The 13,004-nt window shown below is 74.8% G+C and carries 9 protein-coding genes; 2 read left to right on the top strand and 7 right to left on the bottom strand.

Features of this window, described 5'->3' with window-relative positions; genetic code table 11:
* Nucleotides 1–9: 9 nt before the first annotated feature.
* Nucleotides 10–1,005 (top strand): LLM class flavin-dependent oxidoreductase, encoded by a 996-nt coding sequence (locus COO58_RS29205; protein WP_176559015.1) that lies wholly within the window; start codon nt 10–12, stop codon nt 1,003–1,005.
* A 170-nt stretch (nt 1,006–1,175) separates the two neighbouring features.
* Here COO58_RS29205 and COO58_RS29200 read toward each other — a convergent pair whose 3' ends face one another.
* From COO58_RS29200 to COO58_RS29170, 7 genes are all read right to left on the bottom strand, one after another.
* A complete protein-coding gene (locus COO58_RS29200; protein ID WP_098748119.1) occupies nt 1,176–3,443 on the bottom strand; it encodes a cellulose binding domain-containing protein in 2,268 nt (755 codons plus the stop codon).
* Nucleotides 3,444–3,991: 548 nt separating this feature from the next.
* Entirely contained in the window at nt 3,992–5,017 is a 1,026-nt protein-coding gene (locus COO58_RS29195) for a sulfite exporter TauE/SafE family protein (RefSeq protein ID WP_098748117.1), read from the bottom strand.
* A 142-nt stretch (nt 5,018–5,159) separates the two neighbouring features.
* Nucleotides 5,160–5,630: an Rrf2 family transcriptional regulator gene (locus COO58_RS29190; protein ID WP_098748116.1), complete on the bottom strand. Its 471-nt coding sequence runs from the start codon at nt 5,628–5,630 to the stop codon at nt 5,160–5,162.
* A gap of 71 nt (nt 5,631–5,701) precedes the next feature.
* A complete protein-coding gene (locus COO58_RS29185) occupies nt 5,702–6,571 on the bottom strand; it encodes an acyl-CoA thioesterase II (RefSeq protein ID WP_091573348.1) in 870 nt (289 codons plus the stop codon).
* A gap of 70 nt (nt 6,572–6,641) precedes the next feature.
* Nucleotides 6,642–8,090, bottom strand: coding sequence for a pyruvate kinase (gene pyk, locus COO58_RS29180; RefSeq protein ID WP_091573347.1), 1,449 nt, complete (start codon nt 8,088–8,090; stop codon nt 6,642–6,644).
* A 169-nt stretch (nt 8,091–8,259) separates the two neighbouring features.
* Nucleotides 8,260–9,687, bottom strand: coding sequence for an FAD-binding oxidoreductase (locus tag COO58_RS29175; RefSeq protein ID WP_091573346.1), 1,428 nt, complete (start codon nt 9,685–9,687; stop codon nt 8,260–8,262).
* Between the two features lie 120 nt (nt 9,688–9,807).
* Complete coding sequence (locus COO58_RS29170; protein WP_091573345.1) at nt 9,808–10,173, bottom strand: YciI family protein; 366 nt, start codon at nt 10,171–10,173, stop codon at nt 9,808–9,810.
* A gap of 218 nt (nt 10,174–10,391) precedes the next feature.
* Between COO58_RS29170 and COO58_RS29165 the strand changes: the two genes are divergently transcribed.
* A complete protein-coding gene (locus COO58_RS29165) occupies nt 10,392–12,938 on the top strand; it encodes a SpoIIE family protein phosphatase (protein ID WP_098748114.1) in 2,547 nt (848 codons plus the stop codon).
* Nucleotides 12,939–13,004: the final 66 nt, after the last annotated feature.

The raw sequence follows: 13,004 nt of genomic DNA, 5'->3' as shown, positions 1-13,004 counted from the left end.
GACGTACCGATGTCTGTCCTTGACCTTGCCCCGGTGGCCGCGACCGGCAGCGCCGGTGAGGCGCTGCGGCACACCACCGAGCTGGCCCGCCGCACCGAGGAGCTGGGCTACCGCCGGTTCTGGGTGGCCGAGCACCACAACATGCCGGCGATCGCGAGTTCGGCGCCGGCGGTGCTGCTCGCGCACCTGGCCGCGAACACCAGCACGATCCGGCTGGGCTCGGGCGGGGTGATGCTGCCCAACCACGCGCCGCTGGTGGTGGCCGAGCAGTTCGGCACCCTGGAGGCGCTGCACCCGGGCCGGATCGACCTGGGCATCGGGCGGGCGCCCGGCACCGACCAGGTGACCGCGCTGGCGCTGCGCCGCACCATGGAGGGCCTGTCCGCGGAGCACTTCCCGCGCGAGCTGGCCGACCTGATGAACTACTTCTCCGGCGCCGAGCCGGGGCCGATCACGGCGACGCCGGGTCGGGGGCAGTCGCCGCAGGTGTGGCTGCTGGGATCCAGCGGGTTCAGCGCCCAGCTCGCCGGCCTGCTCGGGTTGCCGTTCTCGTTCGCGCACCACTTCAGCGCGCAGAACACGGTCCCGGCGTTGCAGCTCTACCGGCAGCACTTCCGGCCGTCGCAGTGGCTGGACCGGCCGTACGCGATGGTGGCGGTCAACGCGGTCTGCGCGGAGACCGACGAGCGGGCGGAGTGGCTGGCCGGGCCGGCCGGCCTGTCGTTCCTGAAGCTGCGCTCCGGGCGGCCGGAGCCGCTGGTCACGCCGGAGGAGGCGGCGGCCTACCCGTACTCGGAGTTCGAGCGGGAGTTCGTGGCCCAGCGCCGCGACGGCCAGGCGACCGGCTCACCGGAAACGGTGGCCCGGCAGCTTGGCGAGTTGCTGCAGCGCACCGGCGCGGACGAGTTGATGCTGACCGCGATGGTCTACGACGTGGCGGACCGGGTCCGCTCGTTCGAGTTGATCGCCGACAAGGTGGCGGGTGGCCTGCGCCGGGAGGGCTGAAACACGCTCTTCATAGCCACGTCACCGCAGCGTCGCGTGGGACGCATAGCTTTGTCCCCGGTGGTGGTACGGCATTCCCGGTCGGGACGGGTCGGGAATGCTGCGGTGTGGTGCACCGGGTCGCCGGCCGAGCGGATTCCGCGGCCGGCGGCCCGGTGCCTGCTTTTCCGTCAGCGCAGGTAGATGTTCGGCGCGGCCGGCGTGCTCATGCCGTCGCCGAGGTGGAATCCCGGGTGCGGCGGTTGGTTGTAGGCGGTGTTCTGCCAGGCCACGGCCACCCGATACTGCGGGTCGTGCATCAGGGTGGGCAGCCGCAGGCCGGTGGTGACCGGTGTGCTGTAGATCCGCAGCGCGGTGCTGTCGGCGGTGCGCCAGACCACCTCCTCGCGCCAGTCGCCGAGGATGTCCCCGGAGAGTGCCGGGGTGGACTTGGTGCCGTTGTTGGACGCGACGTTGCCGCCGGTGAGCAGGCGGGTCTCGCCGCCGGTGCCGTATTTGTCGACCTTGGTGCCGTCGAGCAGCTCGCGGACCGGATCGCCGTCCCACCAGATCAGGAAGTTCGCCGAGGACGGCTTGCGGCCGACGTTCTGGCCCCGGGTGTTGAGCAGGCCGTCGACCGCCGACGACCAGGACTCCGCGCCGGGGCTGCCGGCCCAGACGTCGTCCGAGACACCCCGGCCGTTGTCGCCGTTGGGCGCGGTCTGCCAGAGGATCTGCCCGGTACGCGCGTCGGCCATCCACGAGCTGGGCTTGCTGGCGTCCTCGTCGACCTTGAACACCTCCAGGCCGGCGCGGGCCGGGTCGAGGTCGCCGACGTGCAGCGCGTCGCCGTGACCGTTGCCGGTGGAGTAGAGCAGCCGGCCGTTGTCGTCGATCGTGGCCGCGCCGTACACGATCTCCTGGCGGCCGTCGCCGTCCACGTCGGCGACAGACAGGTTGTGGTTGCCCTGACCGGCGGCGGCGCCGTTGCCGGACGCGTTGGAGTCGAACGTCCACCGCCTGCGCAGCGTGCCGTCGCGGAAGTCCCAGGCGGCGATCACCGCCCGGGTGTAGTAGCCGCGCGCCATGACCAGCGAGGGGCGCTGCCCGTCCAGGTAGGCGGTGGCGGCGAGGAACCGGTCCACCCGGTTGCCGTAGGAGTCACCCCAGGACGAGACGGTGCCGCGCGGCGGGTCGTAGTCGACAGTGGACAGGGCGGCGCCGGTGCGGCCGTCGAACATGGTCAGGTACTCGGGGCCGGCGAGCACGTAGCCGCTGGAGTTGCGGTGGTCGGCGGAGGCGTTGCCGATCACCTGGCCGGTGCCGGAGCGGGTGCCGTCGGCGGTCTTCATGGCCACCTCGGCGTCCCCGTCGCCGTCGTAGTCGTACACCTGGAACTGGGTGTAGTGGGCGCCGGCGCGGATGTTGCGGCCCAGGTCCACGCGCCACAGCCGGGCGCCGGTGAGGGTGTAGGCGTCGACGTAGACGGTGCCGGTGTAGCCGGACTGCGAGTTGTCCTTGCTGTTCGACGGGTCCCACTTGAGCACGAACTCGTAGCGGCCGTCGCCGTCGAGGTCGCCCACGCTCGCGTCGTTGGCGGAGTAGGTGTACGCCTCGCCGATGGGCGTGGTGCCGCCGGGCGGCGCCTGGATCGGCACGTCGAGATAGCCGTTGGCGAACTGCAGCGCCGGGGCGGAGGCCGCCTGCTCGGCGCCGTCCACCACGGCCCGCACGGTGTACGCGGACCCGGCGGCCGCGCCGGCGTCCAGGTAGGTGGTGGCGCCGGTGATCGGGCTGCCGTTGACCTTCGTGCCGCCCCGGTAGAGGTTGAACGACACACCCGAGGTCTCGGTGCCGAGCAGCCGCCAGGAGACCAGGTTCCCGCTGCCGGAGCGGACGCTGACCAGCCCTCGGTCGAGCTTCTCCATCTGCTTGGCGCCGGCCGGTGGCGTGGTCGGTGGAGGCGTCGTGGGGGGTGGCGTGGTCGGCGGCGCCGTGGTGGGGGGTGGTGTGGTGGGCGGAGGCGTGGTCGGGGTAGCGCCGGTGCAGGTGGTGCCGTTGAGCGTGAACGCGGTCGGCGCGGGGTTGGCGGCGTTGTTCCACGAGCCGTTGAAGCCGAAACTCGAGGTGCCGCCGGTGCCGATCGCCGCGTTGTAGCCGGCGTCGCGGGCGGTGACCTGGGTGCCGGACTGGCTGACCGTGGCGTTCCAGGCCTGGACGACCTGCTGCCCGGCGGCGAAGCTCCAGGCGAGCGTCCAGCCGTTCACCGGGTCGCCGAGGTTGGTCACGGTGACGTCGGCGCCGAAGCCGCCGCTCCACTGGTTGGTGATCCGGTAGTCGACCCGGCAGGCGGCGGCCGCCGCGGCGGCGGTCACCGTGGTGAGCGCGCCGGCCGTCAGGGTGAGCGCCGAGGCCGCGGCGAGCAGCGCGAGCCGACGGCGTGGGGTGGTGGGGTGCACGGGGATGCCTTTCGCGGAGGTCAGACACGCGAGGGTGCCGGCCTGCCCGGGCCGGCGAGAGGCTACGCGCGCTGACGCGACGGCCGACGCCGGACATCGACGTCGGTAACTAGGCTCCGCGTTCGGTCAGGTTAGGGCATCCCCGCACGCCCGACAAGTCGCTCCCCCGACAAGGCCGGCGCGCCCCGGCCGCTCGCCGGAGGCGGAGACCGCCGACCGCTGACTCCCGCCGGCCGCTGGCCGGTGACGGTGAACGCGTCCCCTCCGCGGTCCCGGCCCCGGCCACGGGCCGGGCTGTCGGCTGGTGGTCCGTCACTCCCGGTAGCCGCCGTCCACGACCGACGATGGAAAGGGCCGATATACCGCTGAGTCATAAATATGACCCAGCGGTATATCGCTCGAAAGGGATGGGGTCTCGACCGGCGACGCGCCGACGGAGGCCGCGCCGGCGGGTGTTCAGCCGAGGGCTTGTCGTTTCTGTACCGCCCCCGGGGAGACGCCGCTCCCGCCCGGCACGGATCACCAGGCTCGGGCCGGGGCGGGCCGCGTCAGCTCTCGACGGCGGCAGCGAGCCGGCGGGACTCCCCCGGCTCGTCGAGCGGGGTGGCAGCCTCGGGGGCGGCGCGAACGGCCGAAGCGGCGGGAACGGCCGGAGCAGCAGAAGCGGCGGGAACGGCCGGATCGGCGGCGAGCACCGCGTCGACAGTGGCGCGGGCACGGCGGGCACGGCGCAGCGCGCGTACCGCCAGCACCACGGCGACCAGCCAGCCGGCGCCGAGCGCCGCGTAGACCAGGGCCGGCACCGGGCCGCCCAGCTCGCCGGCGCGCAGCAGGGTGCGGGCGTTGGTCAGCACGATCACGCCGCCGATGACGGCGCCGAGCACCTGGGCGGGCACGATGCGAACCAGCCAGGCCGCGATCGGCGCGGCGATCAGGCCGCCGACCAGCAGCGCGGCCACGGTGGGCAGCAGGAAGCCCTCGGAGCCGAGCCCGATCAGGAAGCCGAGGCTGGCCGCGCCCGCCACCACGAACTCGGAGGTGTCCACCGAGCCGATGACCTTGCGCGGCTCCATCCGGCCGGAGACCAGCAGCGCCGGGGTGGCGACCGGACCCCAGCCGCCACCGCCGGTGGCGTCGACGAAGCCGGCGACCAGCCCGAGCGGGGCCAGGAAGCGGCTGCGCAGCCGGCCGGCGGCGCGGTTGGCGCGCAGCGGCCGGGAGAAGCGGACCAGCAGGTACGCGCCGAGGGTGAACAGGATGGCGGCCATCCACGGGGCGGCCGACTCGGTGGAGATGGAGCTGAGGAAGGTGGCGCCGGCGAACGCGCCGAGCGCGCCCGGCAGGGCGATGCGCCCGACCACCTTCCAGTCGACGTTGCCGAAGCGCCAGTGCGAGACGCCGGCGGCGAGCGTGGTGCCGATCTCGGCCAGGTGCACCGAGGCGGAGGCGGCGGCCGGCGCGACCCCGGCGAAGAGCAGCAGGGTCGAGGAGGTCAGCCCGTACGCCATGCCGAGAGCGCCGTCGACCAGTTGCGCGGCGAGCCCGACGAGGGCGAGGACCAGCAGCTTGCGCACGAGCGCCCCCTGACTTTTCGGTATCTCCTATCGACTTGGTCGACAATGCGGCACGGAGGGGGTCCCGGTCAAGTCCCCCATCCGGTTGGTGGGAACACGCCGGACGGCCCCGACGGTGGTGCCGAGGGCGCGACGGGGGGCGTCAGCTCCAGGCGCGCGGGTCGGCGGCCAGCTCGTTGACCCGGCCGGGCAGCGAGCCGGCGGCCACGTCGGCGATGGTGACCAGCTCCAGGATCTCCCGCTCGCTGGCCCGCAGCGCGATCCAGACGTCCTGCAGCGCACGGGCCGCGCCCTGGTAGCCGAGTTGCTCCGGACGCTGCCCGCGCACGTGCGCGAGCGGGCCGTCGATCACGCGGATCACCTCGGCCAGGGAGATCTCGGACGCCGGTCGGGCCAGCCAGTAGCCGCCCTCCGGGCCGCGCTGCGCGTGCACGATGCCGCCCCGGCGCAGCTGGAGCAGGATGCTCTCGAGGAACTTCGGCGGGATGTCCTGGGAGCGGGCGATCTGCTCGGCGGTCACCGGCCGACTCCGCCCGACGGCCGCACCGTCGGCGACCGAGGCCAGCTCGGCGGCCGCACGGAGGGCGTAGTCGACCCGGGCGGAGAGACGCATGCCGGCAAGGTTAGTCGCCGGTTCAGCCGCCCGGACTCCCGACCCTCGGCCGATCGGTCACGGTTGCCGGCTCAGCCGCCGACCCGGCGCAGCAGCCCCTCCTGCACGGCGCTGGCGATGTGCCGGCCGTCGGTGGTGAACATCCGGCCGGTGGCCAGGCCACGGGCCCCCGACGCCGACGGGCTCCAGCAGTCGTAGAGGAACCACTCGTCGGCGCGGAACGGCCGGTGGAACCAGAGCGCGTGGTCGAGGCTGGCGCCCACCACACCACCCGGCCCCCACACCTCGCCGTGCACCGACAGCACCGAGTCGAGCAGCGTCAGGTCGGACGCGTACGTGAGGGCGCAGGCGTGCAGCAGCGGGTCGTCCGGCAGCTTGCCGTCGATGCGCATCCAGACCCGCTGGTGCGGCTCGGCCGGCCGGTCGCCGGGGCGTACCCAGCCGGGCTCGCCGACGTAGCGCACGTCGATCGGGCGGGGGATCTGGCCCCAGATGCCGAGCCGTTCCGGGTAGCGGGACAGCCGGTCGGTCATGGTCGGCACGTCGTCCGGCGCGGGCACGTCGGGCGGGAGCGGGGCGTGGTGGTCCAGCCCCTCCTCCTGCCGCTGGAACGACGCCGACATGAAGAAGATCGGCTTGTCGTGCTGCAACGCCACCGAGCGGCGCACCGAGAAGGAGCGGCCGTCGCGGACGTTCTCCACCTGGTAGTCGATCGGCTCGGCCGGGTCACCGGGCCGGACGAAGTAGCCGTGCAGCGAGTGCACGGCCCGCTCCGGGTCGACCGTGCGGCCGGCCGCGACCAACGCCTGGCCGGCGACCTGACCGCCGTAGACCCGCTGCGGGCCCACCGGCGGGCTCATCCCGCGGAAGGCCATCTCGCCGGTCTGCGCCAGGTCCAGCACCTCCAGGAGCTGGTCGACCGCCGCCTGCCCGGTCGCCACCGGAGCGTCACTCACCGCGCCACCTTCGTTCGCGACTGCGGGGCTCGCAACACCGGCTCACTCCTCACGCTCACTGAAGGGCCCGGGCCGAGGCCGCGTCGACGAGCGAACCGAGCTGGTGCACCCGCAGCGTGTTGGTGGAGCCGGGGGTGCCGGGCGGGCTGCCCGCCACGATCACCACATAGTCGCCCGGGTTGGCCCGGTTGAGGCCGAGCAGCGCCTGGTCGACCTGGCGGAACATGTCGTCGGTGTGCTCGACGAACGGCATCAGGAACGTCTCCACGCCCCAGCAGAGCGCGAGCTGGTTGCGCACCTCCGGCACCGGGGTGAAGGCCAGCAGCGGCAGGTCGCAGTGCAGCCGGCTGAGCCGCTTGACGGTGTCGCCGGTCTGCGAGAACGCCACCATGGCCTTGGCACCGATGGCGCGGGCGATGGAGGACGCGGCGACGGTCAGCGCGCCGCCGTGCGTACGCGGGTCGTGCTGCAGCCGGGGGACGGCGATCGAGCCGGCCTCGGTGGTGGTGACGATCTTCGCCATGGTGCTGACGGTGAGCACCGGGTACTTGCCGACGCTGGTCTCGCCGGAGAGCATCACCGCGTCCGCGCCGTCGAGCACCGCGTTGGCCACGTCGGAGGCCTCGGCGCGGGTGGGGCGGGAGTTCTCGATCATCGAGTCGAGCATCTGGGTAGCCACGATGACCGGCTTGGCGTTCTCCCGGCAGAGCTGCACGGCGCGCTTCTGCACCAGCGGGACCTGGTCCAGCGGCAGCTCGACGCCGAGGTCGCCGCGGGCGACCATGACGCCGTCGAAGGCGAGCACGATCGCCTCCAGGTGGTCGACCGCCTCCGGCTTCTCGACCTTGGCGAGGACCGGGCGGCGCACGCCCTCCTCATCCATGATCGAGTGGACCAGCTTGATGTCCTCCGCCGAGCGGACGAACGACAGCGCGACCAGGTCGACGCCGAGGCCGAGGGCGAAGCGCAGGTCCTCGGCGTCCTTGTCGGACATGGCCGGGACGCTGACCGCCACGTTGGGCAGCGAGACGCCCTTGTTGTTGGAGACCGGGCCGCCCTCGGTGACCAGGCAGCGGATGTCGTTGCCGGTGACGTCGCTGACCTCGACCGCGACCCGGCCGTCGTCGATCAGCAGCCGGTCGCCCGGCTTCACCTCCTGCGGCAGCTTGCGGTAGGTGCAGGAGACCCGCTCCTTGGTGCCGACGATCTCGTCGCTGGTGATCACCACGGAGTCGCCGGTGCGCCACTCGTGCGGCCCGTCGGCGAAGCGGCCGAGGCGGATCTTGGGGCCCTGGAGGTCGGCGAGGACGGCGACCGGCTTGCCGGAGGCCTCGGCGGCCTCCCGGACCATCCGGTAGACCGACTCGTGGTCCTCGTGACTGCCGTGGCTGAAGTTGAGCCTCGCCACGTTCATGCCCGCCTCGACGAGCCCCCGGATGCGCTCCGGGGACGAGGTGGCGGGGCCGAGAGTGCAGACGATCTTCGCGCGGCGTGTCACGCCCATCAGGCTAGTCTCTCCTCCGGATCGACCTGCCGGCCGACCCCTTGCGGACTGTGGAACAGTTGTCCAACGACGCGCGAAACCCGCGCGGGCGGGCGGTGGATGCACCGCACCGCGACGTCGTGAGTGGCGGGCATCGGCGACCGCGCGGCGGAAATCGTACCGCTCGCCGTCACCGTCCGGCCGGGTGCTCCCGGGGATCCGGTCGCCCCTGTCCGACCCGGGGCACGGGCGGGCCGGCCGGCGGCAGCGTGGGCACGGCCGAGAAGACGCCCCGCGGGTCGTAGCGGCGCTTGGCCCGGCGCAGCCGGTCCCAGTTCGGACCGTAGGCCAGCCGGACCCGGTCGGTCTCCTCCGGCGCGAGCAGGTTCGGGTAGCCACCGGGCAGCGCGTGCGGGGCCAGGGCCGCGCTGGTGTGTTCGGCCCACGCCCGGTGCGGCGCCGGGTCGTCGCCCGGCGCCCAGACCGCGATGATCTCGGCGAGCAGGTGGTCGGCGCGCAGCCCGAACGCGGTCTCCCCCACCCCCACCCGGGCCGCCGCGCCGTGGAAGTGGTGCAGCGCGATCGCGGAGAACGGCGAGGTGACCGCGCCGGCCGCCGCGGTCAGCGCGGCCACCACCGGCTCGTCCACCCGGGGCAACCACCGGGTACGCAGCAGGTAGTGGTTGCCGTCGGCCATCCCGCCGTCGAACATGCGCAGCACGTCCTCGTACGGCAGCGGTGCGACCTGGTCGACCAGCGGGGTGCCGAGCGCCCGCAGCCGGTCCACCGCGGCCCGTCCCGCCGCCTCGTCGGCGCCGGTGAACACCGGGGCGAGGAAGACCACCGGCTCCCCCGCCGGGCCGGGCAGGAAGCCGGCCATCACGGTCAACTCGTCCGGCGCCCGGCGCACCTCCTCGCCGTAGCCGCGCAGCACCGCCGTCGCCTGGTCCAACGGGAACAGCAGCATGCCGGCGAGCGCGGCGGCCAGCGGGTGGGTGCGGTAGCGCAGCGCGGTGACCACGCCGAAGTTGCCGCCTCCGCCGCGCAGCGCCCAGTACAGCTCGGGCTCGTGCGTGGCGTCGGCGGTCACCCGGCGGCCGTCGGCGAGCACCACCTCGGCCCCGAGCAGGTTGTCCAGCGCCAACCCGAACCGGCCGCAGAGCGGGCCGTAGCCGCCGGCCAGGGTCAGCCCGGCCAGCCCGACCGCGCGCACCACGCCGGTGGCGACGACCCGGTCGTACGGTCGCAGGGCGGCGAGCACGTCGGCGGCCGTCGCCCCGCCGCCCACGGTGACCTCTCCGGTCCCGGGGTCGAGGTCCACCCGGCGCAGCGCGGTGAGGTCGAGGACCAGGCCACCGTCGCGCAGGGCCCGGCCGGCCCAGTCGTGGCCGCCGGCGCGCACCGACAGCGGCACGTGGCAACGCCCGGCGACGCGAACCGCGTGCGCGACCTCCCCGGCGTCGCGGACGCGGGCCACCAGGGCGGGAGCGGCAACCGGGGCGCCGTTCCACAGCCGCACGGCGTCGGGGTAACCGGCGTCGGCCGGGGTGAGCAGGCGGTCGCCGAGCAGCTCGCGGAGCAGGTCGGTGGCGCGCGGCAGGTCCGGGGCGGAGGTCATGGCGGCTCCTCGACCGACCCGGGCCGGCGGCGCCGGACGGGCCGGGGCGGCTCACTGCGCCGGACCGTAGCACCGCCGCGACGCCGCCGCCGTCGCCCGCGCGACAGTGCGCGACGACCGTCAGCTCTGGGTCTTGAGCAGCGGGAACTCCAGCGAGCCGGCGGGGCAGAGGAAGGTGAGCACCTCGACCCGGTAGAGCCCGGCCTGCACCGCGGGATCGGCCTCCATGACACTGCGCACGTCGTCCACCGAACCGGTCCGGGCCAGGCCGAAGCCGATCGGCGGGTCGGGTTCCCGGGCCGGGCCGTCCACCGAGCCGTCGACCAGCACGATGCCGCGTCGCTGCAGCGCCCCCATGTGCTGGACGTGCTCGGCCTGCAACCGCTGCACGGTCTCCTCCGGCAGCGCCCGCCCGGACGGACCGGGGTAGAGCACGATGCACTCGTACGTGTCGAGCGCGAAGTCGAGCCGTGGCGTCGCCCCCATGCGCACCTCCTGACCACCGTCCCGCCCAGCCTCGCACGCCGGCCCCGGGGCCCGGGCGGGCTCAGCGCAACTGGGTACGCCGGCGGCCCGGTTGCCGACGTGCTGGGAGGTACGTCCAGCCGGGCCGCGCCGGGGACCGGATCGACGATCGCCATCCACCTCGGGCCGCTGGTACGTTTCCGGAAACTGAGGACGCCTGATGCCGAGCGGAGGTCCCGGTGAGCAGCACCCCGCCGGACGACGCCCGGTGGCCGGACGTCGTCGCCGCCACGGGCGGGGACGCGGGCGCGGTTCGCGGCGACCAGCGGCTGCGGCTGCTCGCCGCGCTGGCCACGGCGCTGGCCGACGCGAGCGACCCGGACGAGGTGGCCCGGCGGGCGGTCAAGGTGCTGGCCGGAACTCCCGCGCTGCCCTTCGTGCAGCTCCACCTGGCCGGGCCGGACGCTCCACGACCGGCCGCCACGGACGGGGTCGAGGTTCCGCCGGCGCCGGCGGACGGGTGGCCGGTGGCCGCCGTGCTGGCCGACGGCATGCCCCGGCTGCTGCCGCCGCGCACCGACGACGGCTCGACCGCGCCGGTGGTTGCCGTGCAGCCGGTGCCCGACCCCGACGGCGACCGCCCGGCCGGGGTGCTGGTCGCCGCGCTGGCTCCGGGTGGCCCGGTCGACGCCGACGACCGCACCTTCGTCGAGCTGGTCGCCGGGCAGGTCGGCACGGCTCTGGCGCTGGCCCGGGCGAGGCGGGCGGCGGACGGCGCCGCGCCGGCCGAGCTGCGGCTGTTCCAGGCGCTGGTGGAACGCTCCGGCGACTTCATCGCGGTGGCCACGCCGGACGGTCGGACCGTCTACGTCAACCCGGCCGGACGGGCGCTGGTCGGGCTCGGTGACCGGGAGCGGGTGGACGGGCTGGGCCTGGTCGACTTCGCCGCCCCGGACGCGCGGGAGCTGTGGCGTACCGAGCTCATCCCGACCGCGTTGCGCGAGGGGCACCACCGGGCGGAGAGCCGCCTGGTGCGCCGCGACACCGGCGAGGCGATCGACGTCGACCACCAGACGTTCACCGTCGCCACCGGCGACGGGCGGGACGGCACCGCGTTCGTGGCCACCGTGGCGCGCGACGTCAGCGACCGGCAGCGGGCGCTGCGCCGGGCGGAGGCGCTGGCCCGGCTCGCCGGGGCGCTCAGCTCGGCGCGTGGCCACGAGGCCATCGTGGAGGTGGTGACCACGGTCGGGCCGGCCGTGGTGGACGCGGTCGCGCTGCGGGTGGCGCTCGCCCGGCCCGGCCGTACCGTGCTCGACGTGGCCGGCGGCGACGTCCCCGCCGAGCGGGTGCCGGTGGACGCCGAGGCCCCGCTGGCCCGCGCGGTACGCGACAACGCGGCGCTGCCGCTGACCGGCGTCGACGGCCGGACCACCGGGCTGTGCCTGCCGCTGCGCTACGGCGACGGTGCCGCGCTGGGCGCCCTGGAGGTGCGCTGGGCCGGGCCGGTCGCCGAGGACGAGGCGCTGCGGAACCTGCTCGACGCGGTGGCCGGGTTGAGCAGCCAGGCGCTGCAACGGGCCGAGCTGACCGGGTCGGCGCAGGCGATGGCCGGCTTCGCCGCCCGGCTCAGCGTGACCCGCTCCACCGCCGAGGCGATCGAGGTGATCCTCGACGCCGCCACCACGGCGCTCGGGGCGGAGCTGCCCGGGCTGGCCATGCGGGACGAGGGCCGCCGGGTCCGGCTCTGGCACCACGGCGACGTGCCGGGCACGCTGGCCGCCACGTTCCGCGACCTGACCGTCGACGATCCGCGCCCGATCGTGCGCGCGCTGCGCGACGGGGAGCGCATCGTGCTGCGCGACCGGGCCGACTTCGCCGCCCGGTTCCCCGGGCTGCCCGACCCGGTCGGCGGACACGGCCTGGTCACCACCGTGGCGCTGCCGCTGTTCGGCGCCGGTCGCCGCCCGATCGCCGCGCTGGGTTTCGGCTGGCGGCGGGAACAGCCGCTGCGCGACAGCGACCTGGCGTTGCTGGACACCGTCGCCGACCTGTGCGAGCAGACGCTGGAGCGGGTCCGGCTGGCCGCCGCCGAGCACAACCTGGTGACCCGCCTGGCCGGCCGGCTGCGCAGCTCGTCGCTGACCACACCGCGCGGCCTGGAGGTGGCCACCCGCTACCGGCCCGCGATGAGCGGCCTGCACCTGGGCGGCGACTGGTACGACCTGGTCCGCCAGGAGGGCGACCGGCTGGCCGTGGTGCTCGGCGACGTGGTCGGGCACCAGGTGGAGGCCGCGGCCGACATGGCGCAGCTGCGCACCATGCTGAACACGCTGATCCGGCTGGGCGTGCCGCTGGAGGAGGTGTTCCTGCGGCTCACCGAACTGCTCGGCGTCGGCTTCCTCGGCACCTGCCTGGTCGTGGTGGTCGACCCGCGGGCCCGCACCGCGCGGGTGGCCCGCGCCGGCCACCCGCACCCGGTGGTGCTGCCCGCCGGCGCGCCGCCGCGCACCGTGCAGACCGAGAACGCGATGCCGCTGGGCATGGTCGACCGACCGATGACCGTCACCACCGTCCCGTTCGGCCCCGGCGACCTGCTGGTGGCGTACACGGACGGGCTGGTGGAGCGGCGCGGCCGGCCGTACGACGAGGGCGTCGCGGCGCTGCACCGGGCGCTGGTCGCGGTGCGCGACGAGCCGGCGGAGGCGATCGCGGACGCATTGCTGCGCGACCTGGCCGGCTCCGAGGACGACCAGGCGCTGGTGGTGCTGCGGCACCTCGGCTGAGCGGGCATCGGCGGGCCGTTTCGGGGAATGTCGAACGGTCGGGCGACGTGACCGCCCGCCGACCGC

The sequence above is a fragment of the Micromonospora sp. WMMA1996 genome (assembly GCF_002573675.1).
Lineage (GTDB): Bacteria > Actinomycetota > Actinomycetes > Mycobacteriales > Micromonosporaceae > Micromonospora > Micromonospora sediminicola.
This window is presented reverse-complemented; position numbering and strand designations above follow the sequence as displayed.